Source organism: Leucobacter denitrificans, assembly GCF_014396385.1.
GTDB lineage: Bacteria > Actinomycetota > Actinomycetes > Actinomycetales > Microbacteriaceae > Leucobacter > Leucobacter denitrificans.
In genome coordinates this window covers 182,586-206,391 of sequence record NZ_CP060716.1, presented here as the reverse complement: position 1 = coordinate 206,391, position 23,806 = coordinate 182,586, and the positions used below count along the sequence as shown (strand labels likewise).

Here is a 23,806-nt window from a genome sequence, read left to right as displayed (position 1 = left end):
CTGCCGTTTCAGCGACCGAGTGTCGGAGCGTCAGGGCTCGGTCGCTTCTGAGGGGTTTCGAATGCACGGCTTTGACCGCGTGCCGGTGCTTCGTGATCTGTGGCGCGCTGGCTTCGTTCCACGCTGTATTGGGTGCGAGCGGTGTCGTGACCGATCTTTTTGGCGATAAACTCCACGCCGTCTGTGGCTTGGCCGTCGCGTTCGTAGCTGTACTCGTGCAGGTAGCCTTCGGCGACGAAGCTGTCGCCCTTCGAGAAGCGCTCGTACGCGCGTTCTGCGGTGGTGCGATACATCACTAGGTTGTGGAAAGTTGTTTCGAGTTTCGTAAACGTGCCATCGTCTTCGCGGCGGAAGTTCTCTTGGCCGAAGCGTGCGTAGAATCGTGCGTCGCCGCGGTCTGTCCGAGTGAGTTGAGGGTCGCTGGCGATGAAACCTGAGATCGACTGCTGTGTGCGGATGGTCATGGGACCGTCCTCCTGCCTGATTGGGAGCGGCCACGTCAGCCGCTCGTATCAGGAAGGTGCGTAGGCGCAACCAGCTCGGTTGCTCGTCACTCGCTGGTAGGTCGGTTTTCGAGCAGTGTTTCGATCTCACTGCGTTCGCGTTTGAGAGAGGCTGCGTCAGAGCGCTTCGGCCAGGGCAGTAGGTCGACGATGATCGGTGGAGCTGAACGCAGCAGCAGGACTCCTGTGCCGAATGGCATGGTGCGGATGCGGTCGGGCGGCATGATCGGCACCCGGCGCACTGACCGCTGACTGCTTCGTGAGCCGTAGTCACCGAGCGTGACGGAGTCGGTGAACTCGTCGCGTTCACCGATCAAGGTCGAGAGGTCTTGCAAGTCGCGGGAGTTCGATGCACCACCGAGAATGATCTTCGCGATGCTCGAATCCCATATTGCTGCGGCTTGATCCTCGCTCCATTTGTCTCGGGCCTGAGCAAGTGACTGCAGCACAGGCATCGTCGTGATTCCAGTACCGCCTCCCTCCGCCATGAGCGTGGGAAGCGATGGCAGAGGCGCAAGGTTTCCGATCTCATCGAGCGCGAGCAGCAACGGCGGATCAAGTCGCGCCCCGGGCGATCGTGCTGCCATTCGACGGGCGGTTTCAACGAGGTCCTCAACGAACGCGGCAACGAGCGCAGCACTGTTCCCTGCGCCTGCACCGGTTGCGAGTAGATAGAGGGTTCCCTTCTCGCGGATGAAAGCTTCAGGGTCGAAGGCTTCATCTGGGCCGGGACTGACCGCATCGAGTACGCGAGGGTCGGCGAGAGCGGCGAGAGCCAGTGAGACGCCCTGCCAGATCGAGTCTCTGGTGCGCGGATCGGTCTCGATCATTGCTTCAAGGCCCTCGGACCAACCAGTTGCCGCCCGCGGTGAAGCATTCAAGATCGCGACAGCGTCTGCAGCGGCTGATGGGTCGAGTGTCCACCGGAACAGTTCGGCGGGTGTGCGGTTGTCAAGTGCCGCGGCATGCATCATCGCTTGCAGTGCGACGCGTGTCTTACCTTCCCAGAATCCGCCGCCGTCGACGCCACCGTCGGCGAGCCCGGTGGCGGCAGCGAGCCCGGCTGCGCGAATCATTGCAGTGAGCGGATCCTCGCACCCTCGAATTGGAGACCATCGCAACCCCGCCGGTACGCCTTCAGCCAGATGTTGCGGGTCGAACACCATCACGGGGCCAACTCGCGTTCGTGCCCGAAGCGTCGCAGTCAGATTGTCGGGACGGGTGGAGGTCGTCACGACCGCGCCTGGTGCGTCGAGGATCGCCGGAATCACGATGTGCAGTCCCTTGCCTGAGCGAGGTGGACCGATGAGCAGGATCGAGTCTTCGACGCTTGACCAAACGCCCTTTCCGCGGTACTGCCCGAGTCGGTACCCAACGTCAGAAGGGCCTGGCCGCTCGAGCGATGGCCGGAGAGTAGCTGCTCTGCGCAGTAGCGCGCGGGACGATGCGGTGGCCTGCACCTCGTATGCGGTGGCTGTCCCAGGGAGCTTTCGCGGATCCATATCGATCTTGAGTGAGTGCCGTCTCCAACGAGTCCAGGCCCACATGAGTACCACGACGAGAATAGCGAGCATCACGCCCACAACCATCCAGTACACGAATGGACTCAACTCGTCGCTGCCGAGCGCTCGACCCGGGTGCGTCGGATCAAACAGGACCCCGACGCCTCCCGCAATACCCTCACCGGGTTGACTCACTCCTGTGAGGAACGCTGCGACCGAACCGGCAGCATGTAGCACGAGAGTGAGCCCGAAGGTCCCAATGAGCACCGCCCTCACGCAGCCGGTCAATCTCGCGCTGCATCTCGTAGGGGTCGGTTGAATCAGGGTCAGGAGCACGGCGAGCAGACCCAGACCCCGTACCGTGGGTGCCGGTCGCTTTCGCAACCCATTTTCCGAGTGTTGACTCGTTGATATCAAGATCGCGGGCAACCTGCGCACGAGTCTTTCCAAGCTCGGTGACCATGCGCACCGCATCGGCTTTGAACTCGTCAGAAAACTCTCTGCGGGGACGACGTGTAGACATTTGTTAGGGTTCCTTCCAATGGAGTTCTCCTGTCTACAACCATCATGACACCCCAACGTTTAGCGATGAGGTTCAGGCATGGACGGCAAGGCGCTTCATCGCGCACTGAAGATCCACCAGAGAGTACTTCCTAATGTCTTGGGATTTGGCACGAACGGAAGAGAATTTGCGACTGAAGAGAACGTTGCTGATGTCGGAGCTTCCCCTGCGAACGCTGTCATAACGTCGACATGGCTTCTATAACTACGATGCTCCTTGCTAGAGATTCACAAGGAGCATCGTAGTTGTCTCGCGCGAAGTCGCTATGTCTTACAAGGAAGACGTGTGAGCGACGCTGCAAGATGAGTTATGCGGTAGGGCGGTGTGCGTCGTAGACCTCGGCGAGCATATCTCGGAACACGTCCCAATCAATCGCATCGCTATCGAACTCAGCGATCTCCTCGAGCGTGTCTTTTGTGTGCTCCGTAGGCAAGTCGAGTTCTTCAGAGAGACGAGTTTCCCACTTGTCATAGATCGAACGGAAGTTATCAAGGAACGCCGCCGGGTCTGCAACCGTATCCGGAGCCGAATCTGCAAGTGCCTCGTAGGCTTTCGCTTGTTCGTCGACCACCAGATTCTGGAAGTCTTCGTCAGGATCGTAGAAGCTGACATCGTACTCATCTTGCGCGGTCACTAGAGCTTCGTAGTTCTTGATCCACTCCTTGCCTCGTTCGACGAGCCACGTCGGCAATGCGTCCCAGATCGCGTCTTGAGCAGCAGTTGGCAGCGACTCGAACTTCTCCTTGTTCATCATGGTATAGGTTCCGGGTGAGCCGTTGAAGTCAGCAAAGGTCCAGTGCTTGGCCACCTCAAAGAGACTATATGTCGCAGCTGCTGTCGGTGTGCCGCCAACGCAGTCAACGACCCCGCGTTGAAGCCCCTCGTACCACTCAACCGGGCTCAACTGCACCTGGGTGAAGCCGAGTCTCTCCATTTCGGGAAGACTCGGAGGAGTACCGGAAACGCCCAAACGCTTCCCCTTCGCGTCTTCAAGGGTGAGCACGGGCTCATCCTTACAAATGAGAGCGGTTCTGGTGTCTGGCAAGGAGTTCCAGATCACCATAAGGTTATTCGCGTCAAGCTCTGCGGTCAGCTCAGGATCGCTCAGCGCCCACTCCTGCTGAGCAATGTACCCCTGCAGGATAGAAAGCGGATACGTGGAACTGGAAACAGCCCCCATCGAGTTATTCCAGTGGGCTATGGGAATCTCATTGGGGAATGCGGACGCGCCTACATAGCTGAGGTCAGCAGTTCCGCTCTGCACGCCACCAAGCGAATCCGTCACACCAAGGAGGCTACCGCTGAAGAAGCTTTCAAACGTCACCTTGTCATCAGTCGCAGCGGCAACCTCGTCAGCAAAAGCATAGAACGGAGCCCCGTTCGTAGATTCACCCCCTACATCGGCGTAGGAGAGCGTCACCGGGCTGAAGTCCTCTGACGCAACCGAGTCTCCTCCCTTATCCCCGCTATCCCCTCCAGCACAAGCAGCAAGCAGCAACGTCGCTGACGCCACGAGCCCGACTGAAGAAATCAGTCGACGTTTACGAGCATTCTTTTGGTACTTCATATCATTCCTTCATTTTTTTATATATGTGGTTGGAAAATATTCGACATTCCTCGTCTATTCCTAGGTCGATAGAACATCAGCGCGAAGATCGCAGATGAAGGCGCCGTCTGCGATCGCCTGGACATCTCGATCGTGCCCGAAAGCATCGTTGACGCTTTTCTACTTCACATCAAGATTTCCTGGGAGCCAAGTGCTAATTTCTGGGAAGAAAATAAGCACGATGATGAAAGTAATGCTCGTAAAGACAAACGGCATAACCCCCTTGAACACATCGATGAGGCTGATCTTTTGCCCCAGGTTGACGTCTTTATCCTGCGCGAGCCGGTGCACGATGAACGTGAGCATTCCGACAGGAGGCGTCACCAAGGCGAGCTCGATGAGCATGACTACGAAGATACCGAACCACAGCATATCTACGTCCATCGCAATAAGCACAGGTGCCAGAATTGGAACTGCGAGCAGGATGATTGACATCGACTCCATGAACATGCCGAGAATCAGGAACAACACCATGATTGCGAGCAAGAAGACGACGGTCGGCATCCCAAGGCTGACCACCCAGTCGGTGAGCGTCCGGAGTACGCCGCTCATTGTCATTGAGCGTCCGAGCATATTCACACCGATCAAAAGCAAGAAGATTCCGGCCGTTGCCGTCACCGTCTCTTGCAGCGACTGACCCAGCTTTTTAAAGAGTTGCTTAGGGTTCTTGCGCTCTTCACCAAACGCCGAACCTACTACGATTGCAGCCAGAGCGCCGAATGCTCCAGCCTCGGTAGCGGTGAAGATACCTGAGAGCATCCCAAAGATCACAATAAAGATCACGACGACCAAAGGAATAATACCTACGAGGGCCTTCAGCTTTACCTTCATCGGTACGCCCGTCGCTTTGGCTCTCGGGGCGATGTCTGGGCGCACGAGTCCCTGAATAATAATCACCAGAGCATACAGCACGGCAACAATAATTCCGGGAAGAATTGCAGCCGTAAGCTGCGGCCCTACCGGAACAGCTGCGACACCGGCGTAGACCACCAGAAGCACACTGGGTGGAATAAGCTGCCCTAACGTACCAGCCATGGCAACAACACCGGTCGCAAGACTCGGTTTGTACCCGGCTCTCAGCATCTCGGGAATGGCCATCCGACCGAGCGCATACGAGATACCGATGGTGCTCCCGCTCGCAGCAGCGAGGCCGGCACCCGAGAAGTTCGTCGCTACCGCAAGCCCACCTGGCATCCCACCTAGCCAGAGCCGCGCAGCGTAGAATACCTTGGCTGTAAGACCCGTGCGCCACAGCACAATGCCCATGAGCACAAACATAGGCACGACGCTGAGGCTCCAGCTTGCTGCCGAGTGAAATGACACCGATTCGATAGCCTCGACGAGAGCCGGCATCCCGACGATTTCCCAAAGCCCGAGTGCGGCGGTCACGATCATTGCGAGAGCCGTCGTCAAGCCGCAGAGCAGCAGGAGCACCATGAGTACGATGAGGAGGGTGCCGGTTGTTACGCGCGACATGGGCACCGCGAGCACACAAATGGTAATGACGATAGATACAACCACCGAAATGCCCAGCATGACGTTCTGCGCTGACAGCAACGGCAGCTGCTCAGCGCCAGATTGTTTTTCGCGCTTGGCAGCACGCAAGGAACTCGTGATTGATACAAGGATTTGCGCGGCGTACAGCCACATACCAAAAGCCATGAGTACCGTGATCGGCCATAGTGCTAAGGGGAATGATCCCGGCACTATTTCACGGACTTTGACAGATTGAATAGCGTCGAGCGTGAGGTAGTACGCTAAAAAGCTAATCATGATAAAGCTCAGGGCGAGAATGACCGTCTCGACCGCCGTGCTCCATATGACGGGAAGCTTTTCTATCAAGAGCGTCACCCGAATGTGTTCGCCCTTGAACTGTGTGAAAGCAAATCCGAGAAAGACCGCGATAACCATCCACCAGTTGGAAACTAATTCCAACGTGCCAGGAACTGGGGAATTAAACAGGGTGCGTCCGCCGGCGTCTAGCACAATTTGTAAGCCGAGGACCACGATTGAGAGGCCCGCCAAGATGGCAGACACTGATGAGAGGCGTGTGATTATCCTCTCCCATAGAGGGGACTGCTCATCGGGAGCTTCCTGCCGAAGAGCATCAGATTCGCCCACGGCGATACCCTCCGCAATACCTGCCATATCATCGGGGTGTTGCAACGACGTTGTTGTCATAGAAGTGTGCCTTATCGATTGAGAATTAGCGGACGTACGGAGCGACACTGCTCCGCCCGCGTTCAGTTCAGGAGGGAAATTAAGGAGTTACGCGGTCGAGTGCATCATGCGACTCGTTGTAAGGCTCATGTAGTGAACGTTGACATGGACTATGCATGACCTCTCTGTCATTCATGGGTTTCCGGGTTAAGCAATAACGTTACCGTAGCGCTTACCGTAAGTTGAGATATACACTACGCGGATGTTTTGATCGTGTCAACATGAGAACGATACAGTGATGGAATCACATGGGCGCAATGAATCTCGCCTCGCTCAGATTGCCCCCACTCGGCAAGCAATAGAGCGAAAATGGGCCCGCTGTCCTTCTCTAAAAAGTACTGCAAAACAGGCCTAGATCAGAGAACTGGATTGGCTTCATCGCCTGATTGCGACCCCATGATCTTCGACGTAGGCAGCCGGTACGAATTCTCGACATACTGAATGCTTTACGATAACGTGCGTATATGTCAGGGAAGCCGCGCTTCTCTTCGACACCTCAAGAGACCAAGACAGCCGGTAGCGGCAAGACTAGCGCTCAACCGACGAGACACATGGCGGTGGCAAACATACATGGCAACAATTCACACACCTCGTACCCTTTCACTCCAAGGGGACGGGCTGACTCTTACCGGTGACTATTGGGAAGGTACCGGAGACTCCACACTCCCGACCCTCATCTTCCTACACGGCGGAGGTCAAACGAGACACTCGTGGGACAGCACGGCGGACAGTCTCGTCGACGAGGGATGGAACTCGTACACCGTTGACTTGCGCGGGCACGGCGACTCTGGATGGTCAGAAGACGGTACCTACTCCATTGAGAGTTATGCTCGTGACACCGTTTCTCTCGTGCGCTCGCTGGGAGGAAATCCTCCTGTGCTCGTAGGCGCTTCGATGGGCGGTCTTGCGTCGCTCACTGCACAGTCTGACAACCCTGAGCTGGCCCGCGCGCTCGTACTCGTGGACATCGTGCCACGTACAGCCACAGAAGGAGTCAAAAGAATCACGGATTTCATGGTGGGACACAGTGACGGCTTCGCGAACCTCGATGAGGTTGCAGACGCCATCGCCGAATACACGGGGCGCGAGCGCCGGCTCAATGTGGAGGGGCTGAAAAAGAACGTTCGACTGCGTGCAGATGGCCGCTGGTACTGGCATTGGGATCCCCGTATGATGCAGCCGAACGCTCAAAGCGAGGGTCGCGTTCCCGATGCCGATGCCCTTCTCAAACGAGCATCGCTCATAGAAGTTCCCACGCTTATCGTGCGCGGCGGCAAGTCTGACGTTATCGACGAGGAAGGCGTCAAGGAGCTCGAGGGGGTGCTTCATAAACCGTACAGCACGGTTGTGAGTAATGCTCGTCATATGATTGCCGGCGACGACAACAAGAGCTTTGCAAGTGCAGTCAACGACTTCCTCAAGAATGTCGTGCTCGCTTCGCCTTCCGGAGCGTAACAAGGCCTTAAATACGCAAAAGAATGGCGCCTCCGAGGAGGCGCCATTCTTTTGCGTACGAGGTCACATGTTAAAGCGCTGGGCCCCGTCGATACGAATCACAGTGCCATTGAGATAATCATTTTCGACAATCTGTAGCGCAAGCTGAGCGTATTCGTCTGCCTCACCCAATCGCTTCGGATTGGGAACGATTTTTCCGAAACGCTCTTCAATGGTTTCGCGTGGAACGTCGCCGTATGCGCGCGTGAAGAATGTTCCGGGTGCAATAGTCATCACACGGACTCCAGCCGGCGCGAGATCGCGTGCTGCAGTCAATGTGAGACCGATGACGCCGCCCTTTGCTGCCGAGTAATCAGACTGGCCCACCTGGCCTTCAAAGCCAGCAATCGAGGCTGTCATGATAACAACGCCACGCTGCCCCGAAGCAAGTGGTTCGTTCTGCGACATCGCCGCTGCTGACTGACTCAGAATGTTGTAGGTGGCAACCAGGAAGATTTCTACGGTTCGGCGGAAGGTCTCCACTGGGTAGGGCTCGCCCTGACGATTGACAATTCGAGCTCCAGCTGCTGGGCCACCGTGCGCAATCACGGCCACGCGAAGCGGACCAAAGTCTTTGGCAGCTGCGACTGCAGCCCCCACAGATTCTTCACTCGTCGCATCTGTCTTAACGAATTTTGCTTTATCTGCTCCGAGCTTCTCAACAAGGGCCGACCCCCGCTGCTCATCAAGGTCGGCAATGACGACTTTTGCTCCTGCGTCGACGAGACGACGCACTGTTGCCTCTCCAAATCCTCCAACACCACCGGTCACAAGTGCTGAACTACCTGCTAATTCCATGAACGTCTCCTCACATCGTTGTGTGCTTAAATTTCGTAGGGACTTTCCCTACTACACGACTTTACGGTATATGATTCAGTAGAACCATACAATACGACGGTGCAGCGACGCATTTCCCTGAGTAGCTGCCCTCATGGAGAAAGTTGAGCATACACAGAATGACCGATCCTGTCATCGTTGCCGGGGCCAGAACCGCAGTCGGCACGGCCAACAAAGGCACCCTTGCAAATACAACTCCCGAAGAGCTTGGACTTGCGCTCCTTACTGAGACCGTGGAGCGCAGCGGCCTCGACCCAGAGCGTTTTGATGATGTACTCTTTGCGGAATCCCTCTACGGTGGCGGCGATGTTGCCCGCCATGCTGCCGTCGAGGCTGGAATGCTGACGGTTCCGGGCGCAGCTTTGAATCGACACTGTGCTGGAAGTCTCAGCACGATCGGTCTCGCTGCCGCACAAATTAAATCTGGAATGGAGGACGCGATTGTTGCGGGAGGGGTACAGTCAACGTCTCTCGGCCCTGCGCTTAAACGTCGCGTTCCCGGCCTTCGTGGCATTTACGAGGATCCGTGGGTCCCGCCGACACACCCCAACCGCGCGGACGCACCAAATATGGACATGTCGATCTCGGTTGGCTGGAATACAGCAAAATACGCAGATCTCTCCCGGGAAGAAATGGATGCGTGGGCCTTACGGTCTCACCAACGGGCAATCGACGCGATCGACAAGGGCCTCTTCGAAGAAGAAATCTTTCCCGTCTCGGTGAAGAATTGGAGCGGAGAAACCGTTGAATTCTCCGTTGACGAGCACCCGCGTCGTGACACTACCCGCGAAAGGCTCGCTTCGCTCCGCGTTCTCCACCCGGAGATCGAGGGCTTCTCAATTACAGCGGGAAACGCCAGCGGAATGAATGATGCTGCTGCTGCGGTCGCGGTCACCAGTTCTGATCTCGCAAAGAGCGAGGGCCTCACTTCTTTGGCCACAATCCGCGCATGGACTTCGGTTGGTATTGACCCGGCTCTCATGGGCGTCGGTGCTCTGCACGCAATCACCCGTGTACTCGGAAAAGCGGGTCTTGAAGTTTCTGACGTTGCAGTGTGGGAAATCAACGAAGCGTTCGCCTCCGTCCCGGTGGCGGCATGCAAGCTTCTCAACATTGACGAAGAAATCGTGAACATCCACGGGAGCGGCTGCTCGATCGGGCACCCCGTTGCGGCCTCAGGCGCGCGAATGGTCAACACACTGATTCGCGATCTGCAACGTCGAGGCGGTGGTATTGGAGTAGCCGCAATGTGCGCGGGTGGTGGACAAGCAGGCGCACTTGTCATTGAGGTACAGCCTTGAGCCCACACGATTCCGAACGGACAGCTCCCCTGAGTACCCTCGGCAACGAAACCGCCTTGCGGCAACAAACTCCGTGGTCGCTCACGGGAGTACCCATGGATCCCCCCAGTGAGGGTATCTACGTCCAAAAACCCGGCCCGTGGTTCCGTAACGACGAGGGCGCTTTCGCTTGGGCTTCGTTAGGAATGCTCGCGGACCATGGTCTCAGTCTCGTGCTCCTCGACGGTCATCCGCCGGGTATGAACGGCATGGTGACTACGGAGCTGTCGATCGATTTCAATCCTGCGGCTGACCCGTCGGACGATGAATTCAGACTAGACACCCACATCGTTGGCATAAGCCAAGTAGGAGGGCTCTCGAAAGGGGAGATATCTAACCGTCGTGGAGACCGTGTCGCAATCGCGTCGCTGAGCGGAAGGTACCTCCCGGTTCCCGAGGGCGGTTACCTCGAGTTGCCTCCAGCACCTGCGGAAACGGTACCCTTTACGACAATGCTGCCAATGCTGTTCGAAGGAACAAGCGACGGTGCCATCGGCACGTTACCGATTCCCCTCTGGCTCGCAAATCCGCGGGGCATCATGCACGGGGGCATCCACACCATCGCACTTGAATACACCGCACGCAAAACTCTGGGAGAAGCGCTGTGGCGACCAACATCGATACGGGTTTCGTTTTTGAGGGGGATACCCGTGGACGATCTCCTTACGGTGGTTGCTACTCGCGTTCATACAGGACGCTCACTCACGGTTGTACGGGTGGAATCGCGCCGAACCGATGGGAAGCTCGCGGGCATCGCCACCGTCTCGTACGAGGCACGCTGAATTTTCGAATTTGGGTGAGAGAATGTCTCTCATGGCTGATCTTTCACGTGTCACTGTTCTCCAGAATGTGCGCATGATGGATGGGCGTCTGGTTGACCTCGAGGTACGGGGGGACGTATCGATTCGATACGTCCCCCCCGTACTCACGCGTCTGGAGTCGGCATCGATTGCGACGGGGCGTATGCGCTCCCGGGGCTGGCCGACCATCATATACACATCCTCGCTCTCGCCGCTGCACGTAATTCTGTCGATTGCTCGCCTGAGGCGGTGAAGAACCGGTCTGCGCTGAGCCGTGCGCTGCACGCGGCGGAGCGTGATGTTCACGGCTGGATTCGCGCGATCGGCTACGACCAGTCGACTGTCGGGCCGCTCGACGTGACAGTTCTTGACGAGCTCGCGCCCGCGGCCCCGGTACGCATCCAGCATCGGAGCGGAGCGCTGTGGGTCCTCAACTCAGCCGCCCTGGCACAGCTCGATATCCGTAGTGCACCCGCTCACGCCGTTGAACGCGACCATAACGGGATGCCGACCGGCCGTATTTGGCGAGGCGACGCATGGCTGCAGACGCAACTCCCCCCCGCCGGGGAGCTCCCCTCGCACGTCTCGGAACGGAGCTCTCCCGTCTCGGGCTCACCGAGATAACCGACGCGACCCCCGGGGTGCGTGACCCCAGACTCATTGGGAACGCGCGTGCGGCCGGTGACATCCCTCAACGAATAACCCTGCTGAGCGAGCCTCAACTGGTGCCGAAAGGAATCACGCTCGGTGCGCTCAAGATCGTACTCGGGGATACCGGGCTCCCGTCAATGGCCGAACTCATCGAGGAAATTGCGCGCGCTCGGAGGACCGGACGACCGGTTGCGGTGCACTGTGTGACGCGGGAGGCGCTCGTCCTTGTTCTCGTCGCTCTCTCACAGACGGGTGCGATACCTGGCGATCGGATCGAACACGCAGCGATTGTGCCTCTCGAGCTTATTCCGAGCATGCGAGACCTCGGACTTGCCGTGGTCACCCAGCCCGGTTTTCTAGGACACCGAGGGGATCAGTACCTGACTGACGTTGAGGCAGCTGATATTCCTCATCTTTACCGTCATCGCACACTACTCGATGCCGGAGTGCCGACCGTCGCCTCCAGTGATGCTCCGTATGGTCCAGTAAACCCCTGGCAAGTAATGCACGATGCTCTCAACCGCCGCGGCCCCGACGGCAAAGTCATTGGCGTTGACGAACGTGTCACTGCGGCACAAGCCCTTGCCGGTTACCTTTGCCCGCCGAGTAATCTTACGGCGGTGCATGAGGTCGCCTCCACGCTACTCGGCTCGGATCACCGCCGTGAGCTCGTGCGACCGACGATGGAGGCTGATCTTATTTTGACTGAGTCCCCCGCACTTGAGGCCATCGAACTCGGTCAGAAGAACCCCGTCGTCATGACCATGATCGAGGGGCGTGTCGTTTCGCACGCGTAGAGGTATCTACGTCGTAGTCGGGTTGCAGTGTCAAGGTTGATAGCGACAACAACACCGCGGTTGGATGAGCAAAACGTGCTCACCCAACCGCGGTGTGGTTGTTGATGCGCGTGTCACTTTCCGTCGCGAGGGCCGCCTGGCACATCCCAGGTGGTCCAACGGAAAGGTACACCGTGGGTAGTCTCCGGATCACTGATGAGCGTCTCATCATCGCGAGCTACGGTCTTGATGCCTTTTTCCTCAAGGTAATCTTTGGTCTTATCGAGATCGAGTACCTTGAATGCCGCCGCGTGGTGGATTTCCTTGTTCTTTTCGAAATCCTGCGCGGCAATGGTGCCGTCGGTGTTCGGCTTCGACAGCTGCACCACGGTGTCTCCGACCTGTACGTAGATGTCGTCAGTACCGGTGAGCTCGGAAGAACTTTTGTGGAGCACAGTGCCGCCGAGGAGTTCCCCGTATACTTTTTCGGCACGCTCAAGATCTTTGGTCAATACAGTGGTGTATGCAAGACCGGGGGTTTGAATCGGATGATTGTTGATCCACCAGTTGGGGTCCCAATCGGGCTTCAGTCTCGGGTCGTTCTCTTCAACGACGCCGCTGGGCCGCATGAACTCAAGCTGAGTGAGCGTGTCTTTCGGGTGCGTCATAATCGCTGAATCAGGGCCAGGACGTGTATCCGTGAGTTTGCCGCCCTCGATGTACACGCGCACGCCGGCATCGGTAAGACGCTGCCAGATCTCGCCCGCGTCATCGGTGTACCAAGCGATCGAGTGCCAGTGCTTTCCGAAGCGGTTGTAGAAGCGCCCGAGGGGGAACTCCGCCCAGTCATCGACACGGAAGGCGGGTGCGAGTGGCTCGATGACGGAGTCACCGAGTAACACGAGCGACGCATCGCGGCGCTCACCCTCCATGTAGTGGTGATCGAGAAAACCGCGCTGAACGCTGAACACGTCGTCATACCAAGATTCCAGCGCTGGCAAGTCGTCCGTTAAATGAATGATGTGGAAAAGGCGTCCAATCGCCATGAGTACTCCTTCATTGCTAACTTATTGTAAATACTGAATGTTCCGTTGCTCACGAGACTTTTGTCGATGCCGACACCCCAAAGTCACGTGAACCGGGATAGTTGGGTCGGGGCAGACCAAGAACATGTTGGGCCAAGATCGTACGGAATACCTCGACTGTTCCCGCATAGGTTGCAGTCCCCTGGGCAAACCTGTGCGCATAGTCGATCTGTCCGTTTCCGACCGCTCCGTCACCGTCTCTCGAGACCAGTGCTTCTCTGCCTATGAGATCGAGGAGTTCGGCAGAGCCCTCAACGAGAGTTTCCGACCCAGCGATACGACCAGCGGGCCCCTGAGTAATCACGGCCTCCTCGTATCGTGCGGTGAGGGCCCCGATACGTTCGAGCACCCCCGCTTCATCCGCCGGTCGTGAACCATCAGCCCGCTCCGTCTTCGCCCATTCGGCGGTGTCGTCGAGCGCGTAATGGAGCTCACGAATGAAGTTGGTCCCAATCGAAGGTTCGTCGAGGCCGTCGTCTTCTCCCGCGCCGATACTGTGCTCTTCATCGAGCGGCCCACGCAGAACCGTCCACCCTCCGTTGACTTCTCCAAGACGATAGTCGTCACTGACGTGAACGTCATCGTAATAGACGATGTTCGTGCGCTCACCGCTGTAGGTCCAAATGCCCTGGATTTCAACTCCTGGCAGGTCCAGAGGGAGGAGGAACATGGTGAGGCCCTTGTGTTTGGGCTGAGTGGGGTCCGTCCTCGTAATCAAGAACGTGTACTGCGTAGTATGGGCCCCCGTGGTGAACATCTTCGACCCATTAATGACCCACTCGTCACCGTCGCGCACAGCTTTGGTTTTAGCGCCCGCAATGTCTGAACCGCCATCGGGTTCGGTATATCCGAGGCTGAAACGAACGGTGCCCTTTGCAACACCCTTCAGCACCTCGTCACGAATATTGGGGCTAGCGAAACGTTCTACTGCCTTCGATACGAGATCGGTCGTGCCCAGAGCGATCATAGGCAGCCGAGTTTTTTTGAGCTCCAGATCGAGAATCTTCGCCCCGAGTCGATCCAGCCCAGCACCGCCGCGCTCTTTGGGCCATGTAGGTTGAATCCAACCGCGCTCCCCCAGCGCCAAATGAATCTTTTCATTAAACGCATCGCCGGTTTTGTGTTCGTGTTCATACTCTTCAGGGGTGAAATACTCGCGAACGAAGTCACGAATGTCTGCCCTGAGTTGCTCATGCTCTGCGCTGAGCTCAATCTTACTAAAATCCATGGTTCTTTATCCTTACGCTCGTGATGGCTACTATGCAGCCGCGTTGATTCGAAGTTCGCCGATCCGGCGACTGTCGTCGCGCGGATTACCCGCTGCAAGTGCCCAGCCCTTGGCACGAAGGAAGTAGAGACTGGCGTCTGCTTCGACAGTGAATCCGAGGCCACCCTGCATATGCTGAGCAGTAGTCACCCCAACAGTCGCGGTCTCGGTGGCCCTGACCAGCGCGGAGGCTTGAAGCCAAGGCTCTGCCTCGGGCTCGTGATCAAGGAACCAGGCCGCGCGGTACGCGAGATTCCGCGACCCTGAGATACCGATAGAGACGTCGACGAGAGGGAAGGACACACCCTGGAGGGCACCGATTGATATCCCCATCGTTTCGCGCGATTTAACAAACTCGAGTGAGAGCTTCAAAGCAGCTTCAGTGAGTCCAACAAGCGCTGCAGCCGTCAACGTTTTGAGCTCACGCAGGGCAATATCATAGAGTTCTGCAGCATTCGAGGACGATACTTTCGCTACCCCTTCGGTGTGAGGGTCAACCCACGCATACGGGAGCGATGCCTGGTTCGGCACGTGTGTACGGTTCTCAGAGCTAACGATGATGAGAGAGTCACCATCAAAAGCGACAATATCTGCTGCCACTGCTGCCGTGGAGACGAGTCCCCTATTGACGAGAGGTTCGGTCGCGATTCCAAGGATTCTGGTTCCATCCATTGCTCCGGCGAGCACCTCATTCACAGATTCGTCGTTCACCTGCGCGAGCAATCGTGTAGCAACAATGTGCTCAAGAAGCGGAACGGGTGCGAGTGTGCGTCCGAATTCTTCAGCAATGATCGCTAGCTCAGAAATACCGACGCCGTCTCCGCCTCGATCCTCCGGTACGCCCATTTGAGTGACACCGAGCTCAATTAATTGTTCCCACAGCTTCTGGTCGAACCCCGTGGGCTCGGCTTCCCGCACGATCGTCGTCGGAGATTGTTTTTCAAAGAAGTCCGCAAAGAGTTCACGGATGGCTTCCTGCTCCTCGCTGAGCGAAAAGTCGAGGCGCCTGAGTTCGTTAGGATCCATAAGTCGAGATCAGCCTTTCAATAATGTGTGTTTCAGATTTCTTGGTGTATCAATGTCTCTGCATGCGCCTGTGCATCGCCTTCGATGACCCATTCATCAGGACGCTGAGACGCGTGTTTCACTCTGCCCGTAGCCTCAAGATGCTTGAGATGGGTGTAGGTTTCAGCCAGGGCTGTCTGACGCATAAAACCGCTCGTCGCATCCCATCCACGTGACCAGGAGATACGTTCGGCAACGTCCCACGTGGTGCGTGCACCGTCTCTCACCGCGGCGAGAATCTCGAGGAATCGTTCTTCGTGATGAGCGAGCATGAAATCTATCCGCGCGTGAAGATCAGAGAAGCGATACTCATGTGCCGGAAGTACCTCATCTACGTCGAGGGCGGAGATGCGTTTGAGCGATTCGAGGTAATTCGTCAGTGCCGGGTCGAGCGGAACGAAGGAGGCTCGAGTTACATGCGGAGTGATCCGCGGAAGAACGTGATCGCCCGAGATCAGAACCCGGTCATTTTCCAGGTGGAAGCAGAGATGGCCCCGAGTGTGTCCTGGAGTCCAGAGCGCGACGACGTCAGGCCGACCCGGCAGGGGTCTGTCACCATCTGTGATCAAAATATCGGGTAGAACAATGACAGGTTCTGAAGGTCCGCTCCCTTGAGCCTTTTCCGTTTGGATGACCAGACGTTGCTCTTCGCTCGCTCCGCGGGCGGAGAGCCATTCAGTGTCGCTCTCACTCGCACCAGATTTCCCCGCTTCAAGTTCACGGATCACCTCATCTTCAACAGCGTGCATGACAACGAGCGCACCACTGCGCTCTGTAATTCGATGCGTCAACCCGTGATGATCTGTGTGCGAATGCGTGATAAGGACGTAGCGCACATCTTCGACCGAGAAGCCGATGCTCTCGAGCCCGCTTTCCAAGGCATTCCAGGATTCATCATGGGGCCACCCAGTGTCGACGAGAGCGATTCCGTCAGGGAGCTCGATGACGTAAATGAGCACGTAGCGAAGCGGACTATTGGGGATAGTAATCGGAAGCGACCAGAGCCCCGGGCGGACACGCTCGACTGAGGGCACCCGGCGTTCGAGCCATGCCTCATGCTGTTGGCGAGCGGCAACCGACGGTTCAGCAGCTGTCATTGCCTCATTTCCTTTGATTATCGGCATCCCCATTACCAGGAACCGAGTTTGTTACCGAGCTTTCGGCCAGAGAGCCGAACCCCTGGAATACAGAATGTCACTCCCGCTTGACTATTGTCAAATGCCTTACGGTAAGCTCATCTATAGAAACGTAGGCACCATCGGAGGTTCCCCACATGGCTCAGCAAGTCGCATCAGAGATAGCACACGTCAGGCACTTTACGAATACTGAGCAGGTGGCTCAGGACCTTGCGGGGATGAAATATCTCGCCGACAACGCGACATCACAAGCAATCTTTCTTGCTGATGCACTTGCAAAGCCGTTACTTCTTGAGGGACCGGCCGGTACCGGAAAGACACAACTCGCTCTCTCCGTCGCCGAGATTACGGGATCGCGTTTGATCCGGCTCCAGTGTTACCAGGGAATTGACGAAGCGCGTGCGCTCTACGAATGGGACTACCGGAAGCAGCTCCTCGCCATTCAGCGGAGCGAAGATGATGACGTCTCGAACGTCTTCTCTGAAGATTTTCTCCTCTCTCGCCCGCTTCTCGATGCGGTGCGCTCCGAAGAGCCCGTCGTCCTCCTGATCGATGAGGTAGATCAGCTGGACGTTGAAGCTGAAGCCCTTCTGCTTGAATTTCTCTCCAGCTATCAGGTGTCAGTTCCTGAGCTGGGCACGGTCCAGGCGACACGCACTCCCCTCGTATTCCTCACTTCAAATAACAACCGTGAACTGTCCGAAGCACTGCGTCGCCGTTGCCTCTTCCTCCACGTAGATTACCCTTCTCCCGAACGGGAGCGAGAGATCATCGCTGCGCGTATACCCGAGCTCTCGGACCAACTCACGGGTCGGATAGCGGAAACCGTTGCCGCACTCCGGAACATGGATTTAAGGAAGAACCCCTCGGTTTCAGAGACTCTCGATTGGGCGCAAACGTTGAGCCTACTCAATGTGACCGAAATCACCGATGAGGTTGTCGCGAACCACGCAAATATCCTCCTCAAACATCAGGGGGACATAGAACTCATTCGTTCAGAACTCGCTCCCACCTCATGATTAAAACGGTCCATGCTCTCGCCGAGGAACTTCGTCGAATACGAATCCCCGTGGCCACATCAGACCTCATTGATGCATCATATGCGCTCGAGGTGGTGGATCTTGCCGACCGTGAATCGGTTCGTGAGTCGCTTGCGGCATGCCTCATCAAATCGAATGCATACCGTGATGCCTACGATCTTCTCTTCGATTTGTTTTTTACTGCGGGAGCGTCGGGGTCTGATCCTGCTCTCTCTCGTCTCCCCGACGAAGAACTCCGGGATTTCCTGGTCCTGAGCCTCCAGCACCAAAACCATCACGTCGTACGCCAGATATCTGCAGAACTCATTGATCGTCATGCAAAAATTGTTCCCGGGCGGGCCGTCGCCGGCACCATCTACATTATGCGGGCACAGCGAGCCGTACGCGCTGACGAATTGGTTACTGACCTACTACGCCTCGAGAATCGTTCGCTGGAAGATGGTGTGGGCCGCATCGCTCTTCGGGCTGCAGAAGAGCGAGCCCGTAAGGCAGCCTTTGATTTCGAGCGTATACTCCAGAGCGAGGTACGTCGCCGCCTCGTTGAGGACAGGGGGGCAGACGCGGTCGCATCGACGCTTCGTAACCCGCTCCCTGAAGACGTTGATTTTCTTACAGCCTCGGGCGAAGCAATCCACAACATGGAACAAGTGGTGGAGCCGTTGGGGCGCGCGCTAGGTTTTGCGCTTGCAACCACACAACAGTCACACACTCCCCGGTTTCTTGATATTCGCACTACCATTCGTCGCTCAATCTCGACCGGTGGGGCTCCGGTCGATCTCCGGTTTCGGCCAAGCCGCCCGCCGAAACCAAAACTCGTAGTGCTCGCAGACATCTCTGGATCTGTTGCAAGTTTTGCCAGTTTCGCGCTCCAACTCACCTATGCGTTACGGTCTCACTTTGCGTCCATACGCTCCTTCGTATTCGTCGATGGACTTTCAGAGGTGACCGATCTGATCGCGACAACATCTACTATCGTCGAAACCACGCGTCGCATTAACGATGAGCGGCGCGGCTATGGCGTTGACGGCCACTCAGATTACGGCAATGCTCTCCGGTTGTTCAGCGAGAACCATCATTCCGCAATCGACGCCCGGACGACAGTTCTCATTCTTGGGGATGCTCGAAATAATTACCGGGACCCTCACGTAGACGCACTCGATATGATTCGCCAGCGAGCAGCGAGCGTCTACTTCCTCAACCCGGAGGCAAAAAGCATGTGGAACGAAGGTGACTCGGTCGCAAGCGAGTACGCTACGCACTGCACAGGCGCGTTCGAGTGCCGCACGATCCGCCAACTTGAGCATTTTGTCTCCGCATTCGCCTAACAAATACGACTCCACCACGATCAGGAAGGGATTCCATGGGAACCGAAACCTCAACACACATCTCCGAGGCGATGCATAACGCCGTCGGTACGGAGATCAGTCGTCGCGTGAGCTACCCGGTATCGGATTCAGATATTCGACGCTGGGCTCTCGCAACATACTGGCCTGCTTCTCCTCCAAAGCGGTATCTCTCCACGGATACCAATGCTGTCGTCGCGCCAGAGGATTTCAATCCGTTCGCTTGGGCCGTGGTCGATTCGCGCCAGCACCCTGATGCCGTGGATAGCGATCAAAACGATCCCGATAGCACGGAGAAGCAGATCGGCGTCGAGGGCCCCGGTCTAAAATTTATGCTCAATGGGGGGATGGTGGCGACCTATTCAACTGCCATTCGTCCTGGTGACACGATCACAAGCGTTAATCGACTGAGTAGTTACACGGAACGCACGAGCCGCCTCGGCCAGATGCTGATTACCGTCCTCAGCGATGAATGGACGAATCAACATGGGGACGTGGTTAAGCGCGTGGACACGACCCTCCTTCGGTATTAGACCAACGTAAGAGAGAAAAGAAGAATGACACACACTACCGACGCTTCAGGTTCCGTCATTAATGTTGGAACCGAAATTACACCGTACACTCGCGAAACCGGTTTCGCTACGTGGAACCGGTACGCCGCGGTGAATGACGAATTCGTGCCGATCCACATGGACAACGAGGCGGGAAAGCAAGCCGGCTATGACGGTGCTTTCGGCATGGGAAATTTGCAGTTCGCGTATATCCACAATGCGTTACGAGACTGGGCCGGTGAGCAAGCACGCATCACCTCGGTCTCTTGTCAGTTCCGCAAGCCAAACTTGGGTGGTTTGGTCACCGTGAAGGGCACGGTGTCGTCAATGGACGCCACGGAAGACGGGACCGTTGTGAACCTTGAGATATGGACGGAAGATGAGGCGGGAGACAAGCTCGCCCCGGGAAGCGCAACGTTGCTCTTCCCCACCTCGTAACTCGAGAACGAACATACGGATCGAACGGGGCCTGGAGGTAGACTTCAGGCCCCGTTCCCGTCTCAAGATTCGACTCGAATGACTTATCGTTGCTCTTACGGTAGACTCAACTAGACAAGGATCGCAACGCCGCCACTCGCACGATTGGACCATCAGTGACACAGGAAACCTCGATCGCTCTCGAACCAGAAACGACTATGCTGCCCTTCTCGGAGGTATGGGATGCCGAACTTGGGTCCTCCGATCCTCTCAATTTCCCGGGCGCGGAACCTGTAGACGCACGGGACGAATCGCTTCGTGCGGGGCTTGTTCACGGGCCTCTGGGCGATTACGTCCTCATCGAGGTCGATTTTGCTCGTGCGGGCGGGACGTTAGGTACTGTCACGGGTGAACGAATGGTGCGCGCCTACCGCAGAGCTACGGAACGCGGTCTCCCCATCGCCCAGATCATCAGCAGCGGAGGGGCTCGGCTTCAGGAGGGATACTTCGCTCTCACACAAATGACCCGCACCGCGTCAGCCGTCGCTGCCCACCGCGCGGCCGGTTTGATGAGCGCGTCTGCCTTCCGCTCGCCAAGTGCTGGCGGTATTTTCGCGTCCTGGGGTAACACGGCTGATGTCCGCGTGGCGAGCCCTGGTGCCACGATCGGCTTCGGAGGACCCCGCGTTGTGCACACAGTAACCGGGCATTTCCCGCCAAAAACATCGCATACGGCAGAGTCTGCGCTGGCTCATGGCCTCATTGACGCGATCGTTCCTGAAGAAGAACAACTTACCTGGCTCGAACGTGCCCTTGGTGTCCGTGACGGAGTACCCGCTCTCACCACGGACCACCCAGGGCCCACTCCTCCCGCGCCCGCGACCACAACTTGGGACGCAGTGCTTGCAAGCCGGGCACCCCAACGCCCGTCAGGGCTCGAATGGGCAGCGTGGATCACGGACGGCTGGGTCGAACTGAACGGACCTGGCCCGCGGCTTCGCGCTGGGATTGCCAATATTGGCGACAACCGTGTCGTCGTAATTGCGCTCGACCGGGATCGTAGCGGCGGTCCCCTTTCCCTCCCAGGTCCCGACGATTTCCGTCTAGCTCGACGCGCTGTGACCTTGGCTGACCGTTTGGAGCTTCCCGTGCTCACCATCATTGATACACCAGGCGCTGACCCCTCACCATCGTCTGAAGCAGGGGTATCGCGAACGAGATCGCTGAGGTGCTGGTCGCACTCGCGAGTCTACGCAGCGTGAGCGTTTCGTTGGTCGTGGGTGAAGCCGGAAGCGGCGGAGCGATCGCCTTCGCTCACACCGATACCCTATACATGCTCGAAGGATCGATCTTCCCCGTCATCGGCCCAGAAGCAGGCGCGGCCGTCATCTACCGCGACTCCGAGCGAGCAGCTGATTTTGCGGAGGCAATTCGCCCTCTTCCATCCCAGCTTTATGAGTATGGCTTCGTTGACGCGGTCTTACCCGAGAACCCTCATGACGTGCGATCAGCGATCACCGCTGCCCTTCATCCCGATAGGATCGGGAACCGCAATACCCGGCCGGATCGCGCAGTTCAGGCCGCATCGACGCACGCTTAAGACCAGCAGACGGTCGAATAAGGCATATCACAAAGTGATAGGCTGATTCGGTAGAGTCGTTTGGAGGCTTTTCATATGTGCATTTCGATGCAGTGGGCATCAGGTACGCTCTCAAGCCGCTAAACGCCAGGGCGGTCATACGCCATTGTTAAGGGAGGAATCTACCATGACTTCAAACGCTACGCGCAAACGTCGCGAGCGCGGTTCTATCTCACCCGAAGACATCCTAGCAGGCGCGTTCATTGTCGCTGAACGAGATGGCCTTGACAATTTGAGTATGCCGGTGCTCGCCAGCCATCTCGAAATCGGTGTGACGAGTATCTACTGGTACTTTCGCAGCAAAGACGATCTCCTCCGTAAGATGACGACTCAAGCGACGACGTTTCTGCAGAATCAACTGCCGACGACTGAGGGATGGAAGCCTGAAGACTGGCAAGAATTCCTATTATCCTATTTTTCAGCTGACCGGGCTTCGCATCAGAATGCCAACGTTTTGACAGATCTCGTGCTCATGCGCACCTCGAGCTACAGCATTCCTTCGACGCACCGGGTGTACCGCGGGATTGAGAGCATACTCGCGTACTTGACCAAGGCGGGCTTCACCGCTAGGCAAGCGTGGTTTCTCTACTCCTCGCTCTCACTGTACACGCGCGGGTTCATCATTACCGAACGCATGCGTCAAGTCAACCAGACTCCTCCGGTCGGTCTTTCGCAGCTATCCCTCATTGACGTCGAAAATATGCCGATTCTCGTCGGCCTCATCTCGGAGCACGATGCGATGCTCGATATGGCAGACGACGAGAGCTTCGCCTTCGGTGTTCGGCTCGCGCTTGAGCAAGCCGCCCGTATCCTCGAGGAAACCTCTGGCTAAGGCCCATCGCCCCACATGTCGAGTGTGTTCTCGTAACAGGGCGCTCGTTCCGCTATAACTCTATTGCGGCTTCCCTCGGACGTACCTCGTCAACGAGGCCCCAGGATAGTGCCTGTTCGGCGTCGATATGCTGAGCAGTGACACATAGCGCGAAAGAACGCCACCGACCGATGCGCCTCGGAAGGCTCACGGTTCCTCCGGCTCCCGGAATAAGACCCATTGAGACCTCGGGCAGCAGGAATGTGGTGTGAGGGTCTGCTACCAGACGTCCCGCAAGGGCAGGTATCTCAACGCCTGCCCCCACACACGGTCCATGAATCTCGAACCTAATTCGGTCTCGTAACGCGTCGACGAGCCTTCCGGCGCCGCCTCTGGTGCGAATCAGGTGAGCCTCGCTGTGGTTTGCAGCAAGGCCGAACTCTGCGAGGTCTCCCCCCGCACAAAAACTCGTTCCAGCACCATCAACGATCACGAGCTCAATGCTTTCGTCCGCCTCGGCGATCGTGAGTGCACGCACCAATTCATTACGTAATTGTGCGCCGTAGGCGTTGCGTCGTTGTGGCCGGTTCAGAGTGATATGTAGCGTATCGCCTTTGCGCCGCGCGAGTACGGGGTCGGCTACCATCGGCGGCGACGAGGGGGCCTCGCGCCCGGCTAGCCACTCTCTGAACTCTCCCCCTCCGAGGAGCGCTGAGTACGCGAGCGATTCTACTTGGAGCGCATCGGGTACGTCGAGGGAAGCAGTGGCTCGGAGGGTATCGAGAAAAATTGTCGAGCTATGTGGATTCCGTGCGACTGCCTCCGCAAGGCCGATTGCACGAGCGTCCACTTCATCGGTGAAAACCACTGAGTCGTTTCCACCACCGTTCACCGCGAAGGTAGTAGCGAATTCTTCCAGCAAGATGTCCACATCCGAGCTCATCGGTAGCATCCGGCGAGCTACTCCGATGAGGATACGATCTGTAGACATAGCACGAACGGCGGCTCGGTGCAGTGTCTCGGTACTGACCGGGTGATCAACTGACACGAGCGTAACGATTTCTCGAGCCTCAGGGTCGTAGTCGCCGAGCAGACGATCGACACGGCCAGCAGCTAAATCCTCGACAGTTATCTGCAACGGCAAGGCCATAAGACTCTTCG

The 23,806-nt window shown here is 57.2% G+C and carries 23 protein-coding genes; 12 read left to right on the top strand and 11 right to left on the bottom strand.

The window, feature by feature from the left end; translation table 11 throughout:
* Window positions 1-8: 8 nt before the first annotated feature.
* The 5 genes from H9L06_RS00975 to H9L06_RS00960 all read right to left on the bottom strand — a co-directional run bounded on the left by H9L06_RS00975 (window position 9) and on the right by H9L06_RS00960 (window position 6,354).
* Complete coding sequence (locus H9L06_RS00975) at window positions 9-464, bottom strand: single-stranded DNA-binding protein (protein WP_187555460.1); 456 nt, start codon at window positions 462-464, stop codon at window positions 9-11.
* Window positions 465-550: 86 nt separating this feature from the next.
* A complete protein-coding gene (locus H9L06_RS00970; RefSeq protein WP_246454427.1) occupies window positions 551-2,293 on the bottom strand; it encodes a TraM recognition domain-containing protein in 1,743 nt (580 codons plus the stop codon).
* The gene (locus H9L06_RS11680; protein WP_246454426.1) at window positions 2,184-2,528 is read right to left on the bottom strand and encodes a transposase; all 345 of its coding nucleotides are present in this window, start codon (window positions 2,526-2,528) and stop codon (window positions 2,184-2,186) included. The genes H9L06_RS00970 and H9L06_RS11680 overlap by 110 nt, the downstream gene beginning before the upstream one ends.
* 346 nt (window positions 2,529-2,874) lie before the next feature.
* A complete protein-coding gene (locus H9L06_RS00965) occupies window positions 2,875-4,134 on the bottom strand; it encodes a type 2 periplasmic-binding domain-containing protein (RefSeq protein ID WP_187555459.1) in 1,260 nt (419 codons plus the stop codon).
* Between the two features lie 159 nt (window positions 4,135-4,293).
* Entirely contained in the window at window positions 4,294-6,354 is a 2,061-nt protein-coding gene (locus H9L06_RS00960) for a TRAP transporter large permease subunit (RefSeq protein ID WP_187555458.1), read from the bottom strand.
* Window positions 6,355-6,963: 609 nt separating this feature from the next.
* Between H9L06_RS00960 and H9L06_RS00955 the strand changes: the two genes are divergently transcribed.
* Window positions 6,964-7,848, top strand: a complete 885-nt coding sequence (locus tag H9L06_RS00955; protein WP_187555457.1) for an alpha/beta fold hydrolase — start codon at window positions 6,964-6,966, stop codon at window positions 7,846-7,848.
* A 63-nt stretch (window positions 7,849-7,911) separates the two neighbouring features.
* Here H9L06_RS00955 and H9L06_RS00950 read toward each other — a convergent pair whose 3' ends face one another.
* Window positions 7,912-8,685 carry an SDR family NAD(P)-dependent oxidoreductase gene (locus H9L06_RS00950; RefSeq protein WP_187555456.1) on the bottom strand — a complete coding sequence of 258 codons (774 nt, stop codon included), beginning with the start codon at window positions 8,683-8,685 and terminating at the stop codon, window positions 7,912-7,914.
* Window positions 8,686-8,843: 158 nt separating this feature from the next.
* Here H9L06_RS00950 and H9L06_RS00945 point away from each other — a divergent pair, with 158 nt between their 5' ends.
* The 4 genes from H9L06_RS00945 (at window position 8,844) to H9L06_RS00930 (ending at window position 12,312) form a co-directional block, all read left to right on the top strand.
* On the top strand, window positions 8,844-10,025 hold the full coding sequence (locus tag H9L06_RS00945) for a thiolase family protein (RefSeq protein WP_187555455.1): 1,182 nt from the start codon (window positions 8,844-8,846) through the stop codon (window positions 10,023-10,025).
* A 95-nt stretch (window positions 10,026-10,120) separates the two neighbouring features.
* The gene (locus tag H9L06_RS00940; protein WP_187555454.1) at window positions 10,121-10,846 is read left to right on the top strand and encodes a PaaI family thioesterase; all 726 of its coding nucleotides are present in this window, start codon (window positions 10,121-10,123) and stop codon (window positions 10,844-10,846) included.
* Window positions 10,847-10,963: 117 nt separating this feature from the next.
* Entirely contained in the window at window positions 10,964-11,488 is a 525-nt protein-coding gene (locus H9L06_RS00935; RefSeq protein ID WP_187556265.1) for an amidohydrolase family protein, read from the top strand.
* 101 nt (window positions 11,489-11,589) lie between these two features.
* Window positions 11,590-12,312, top strand: coding sequence for an amidohydrolase family protein (locus H9L06_RS00930; protein ID WP_187555453.1), 723 nt, complete (start codon window positions 11,590-11,592; stop codon window positions 12,310-12,312).
* Window positions 12,313-12,425: 113 nt separating this feature from the next.
* Here H9L06_RS00930 and H9L06_RS00925 read toward each other — a convergent pair whose 3' ends face one another.
* From H9L06_RS00925 to H9L06_RS00910, 4 genes are read right to left on the bottom strand one after another with little or no spacing between them, the layout of a single operon-like run.
* Entirely contained in the window at window positions 12,426-13,337 is a 912-nt protein-coding gene (locus H9L06_RS00925; protein WP_187555452.1) for a VOC family protein, read from the bottom strand.
* 49 nt (window positions 13,338-13,386) lie between these two features.
* The gene (locus H9L06_RS00920) at window positions 13,387-14,604 is read right to left on the bottom strand and encodes an acyl-CoA dehydrogenase family protein (protein ID WP_187555451.1); all 1,218 of its coding nucleotides are present in this window, start codon (window positions 14,602-14,604) and stop codon (window positions 13,387-13,389) included.
* A gap of 30 nt (window positions 14,605-14,634) precedes the next feature.
* Window positions 14,635-15,669 carry an acyl-CoA dehydrogenase family protein gene (locus H9L06_RS00915; protein ID WP_187555450.1) on the bottom strand — a complete coding sequence of 345 codons (1,035 nt, stop codon included), beginning with the start codon at window positions 15,667-15,669 and terminating at the stop codon, window positions 14,635-14,637.
* A 32-nt stretch (window positions 15,670-15,701) separates the two neighbouring features.
* The gene (locus tag H9L06_RS00910; RefSeq protein WP_187555449.1) at window positions 15,702-16,805 is read right to left on the bottom strand and encodes an MBL fold metallo-hydrolase; all 1,104 of its coding nucleotides are present in this window, start codon (window positions 16,803-16,805) and stop codon (window positions 15,702-15,704) included.
* 176 nt (window positions 16,806-16,981) lie between these two features.
* On the opposite strand from H9L06_RS00910, the gene H9L06_RS00905 reads away from it, so the two are divergent.
* From H9L06_RS00905 to H9L06_RS00875, 7 genes are all read left to right on the top strand, one after another.
* Complete coding sequence (locus H9L06_RS00905) at window positions 16,982-17,863, top strand: AAA family ATPase (RefSeq protein WP_187555448.1); 882 nt, start codon at window positions 16,982-16,984, stop codon at window positions 17,861-17,863.
* A gap of 50 nt (window positions 17,864-17,913) precedes the next feature.
* The gene (locus H9L06_RS00900; RefSeq protein WP_187555447.1) at window positions 17,914-19,209 is read left to right on the top strand and encodes a VWA domain-containing protein; all 1,296 of its coding nucleotides are present in this window, start codon (window positions 17,914-17,916) and stop codon (window positions 19,207-19,209) included.
* A gap of 35 nt (window positions 19,210-19,244) precedes the next feature.
* Window positions 19,245-19,760 carry an FAS1-like dehydratase domain-containing protein gene (locus H9L06_RS00895; RefSeq protein ID WP_223165205.1) on the top strand — a complete coding sequence of 172 codons (516 nt, stop codon included), beginning with the start codon at window positions 19,245-19,247 and terminating at the stop codon, window positions 19,758-19,760.
* Window positions 19,761-19,784: 24 nt separating this feature from the next.
* Complete coding sequence (locus H9L06_RS00890) at window positions 19,785-20,216, top strand: MaoC/PaaZ C-terminal domain-containing protein (RefSeq protein WP_187555446.1); 432 nt, start codon at window positions 19,785-19,787, stop codon at window positions 20,214-20,216.
* A gap of 155 nt (window positions 20,217-20,371) precedes the next feature.
* Window positions 20,372-21,457 (top strand): carboxyl transferase domain-containing protein, encoded by a 1,086-nt coding sequence (locus H9L06_RS00885; protein WP_187555445.1) that lies wholly within the window; start codon window positions 20,372-20,374, stop codon window positions 21,455-21,457.
* Complete coding sequence (locus tag H9L06_RS00880; protein ID WP_187555444.1) at window positions 21,454-21,795, top strand: hypothetical protein; 342 nt, start codon at window positions 21,454-21,456, stop codon at window positions 21,793-21,795. The genes H9L06_RS00885 and H9L06_RS00880 overlap by 4 nt, the downstream gene beginning before the upstream one ends.
* Before the next feature lie 166 nt (window positions 21,796-21,961).
* Window positions 21,962-22,666 (top strand): TetR/AcrR family transcriptional regulator, encoded by a 705-nt coding sequence (locus tag H9L06_RS00875; protein ID WP_187555443.1) that lies wholly within the window; start codon window positions 21,962-21,964, stop codon window positions 22,664-22,666.
* Window positions 22,667-22,718: 52 nt separating this feature from the next.
* Here H9L06_RS00875 and H9L06_RS00870 read toward each other — a convergent pair whose 3' ends face one another.
* A complete protein-coding gene (locus H9L06_RS00870; RefSeq protein WP_223165204.1) occupies window positions 22,719-23,789 on the bottom strand; it encodes an enoyl-CoA hydratase/isomerase family protein in 1,071 nt (356 codons plus the stop codon).
* Window positions 23,790-23,806: the final 17 nt, after the last annotated feature.

What these genes read in the sequence shown, in the direction of transcription:
- H9L06_RS00960 (WP_187555458.1), bottom strand. Translation starts at nt 6,354, where the DNA reads ATGACAACAACGTCGTTGCAACACCCCGATGATATGGCAGGTATTGCG.
- H9L06_RS00965 (WP_187555459.1), bottom strand. Translation starts at nt 4,134, where the DNA reads ATGAAGTACCAAAAGAATGCTCGTAAACGTCGACTGATTTCTTCAGTC.
- H9L06_RS00940 (WP_187555454.1), top strand. Translation starts at nt 10,121, where the DNA reads ATGGATCCCCCCAGTGAGGGTATCTACGTCCAAAAACCCGGCCCGTGG.
- H9L06_RS00975 (WP_187555460.1), bottom strand. Translation starts at nt 464, where the DNA reads ATGACCATCCGCACACAGCAGTCGATCTCAGGTTTCATCGCCAGCGAC.
- H9L06_RS00905 (WP_187555448.1), top strand. Translation starts at nt 16,982, where the DNA reads ATGGCTCAGCAAGTCGCATCAGAGATAGCACACGTCAGGCACTTTACG.
- H9L06_RS11680 (WP_246454426.1), bottom strand. Translation starts at nt 2,528, where the DNA reads ATGTCTACACGTCGTCCCCGCAGAGAGTTTTCTGACGAGTTCAAAGCC.
- H9L06_RS00875 (WP_187555443.1), top strand. Translation starts at nt 21,962, where the DNA reads ATGACTTCAAACGCTACGCGCAAACGTCGCGAGCGCGGTTCTATCTCA.
- H9L06_RS00920 (WP_187555451.1), bottom strand. Translation starts at nt 14,604, where the DNA reads ATGGATTTTAGTAAGATTGAGCTCAGCGCAGAGCATGAGCAACTCAGG.
- H9L06_RS00915 (WP_187555450.1), bottom strand. Translation starts at nt 15,669, where the DNA reads ATGGATCCTAACGAACTCAGGCGCCTCGACTTTTCGCTCAGCGAGGAG.
- H9L06_RS00950 (WP_187555456.1), bottom strand. Translation starts at nt 8,685, where the DNA reads ATGGAATTAGCAGGTAGTTCAGCACTTGTGACCGGTGGTGTTGGAGGA.
- H9L06_RS00955 (WP_187555457.1), top strand. Translation starts at nt 6,964, where the DNA reads ATGGCAACAATTCACACACCTCGTACCCTTTCACTCCAAGGGGACGGG.
- H9L06_RS00945 (WP_187555455.1), top strand. Translation starts at nt 8,844, where the DNA reads ATGACCGATCCTGTCATCGTTGCCGGGGCCAGAACCGCAGTCGGCACG.
- H9L06_RS00895 (WP_223165205.1), top strand. Translation starts at nt 19,245, where the DNA reads ATGGGAACCGAAACCTCAACACACATCTCCGAGGCGATGCATAACGCC.
- H9L06_RS00910 (WP_187555449.1), bottom strand. Translation starts at nt 16,805, where the DNA reads ATGACAGCTGCTGAACCGTCGGTTGCCGCTCGCCAACAGCATGAGGCA.
- H9L06_RS00925 (WP_187555452.1), bottom strand. Translation starts at nt 13,337, where the DNA reads ATGGCGATTGGACGCCTTTTCCACATCATTCATTTAACGGACGACTTG.
- H9L06_RS00890 (WP_187555446.1), top strand. Translation starts at nt 19,785, where the DNA reads ATGACACACACTACCGACGCTTCAGGTTCCGTCATTAATGTTGGAACC.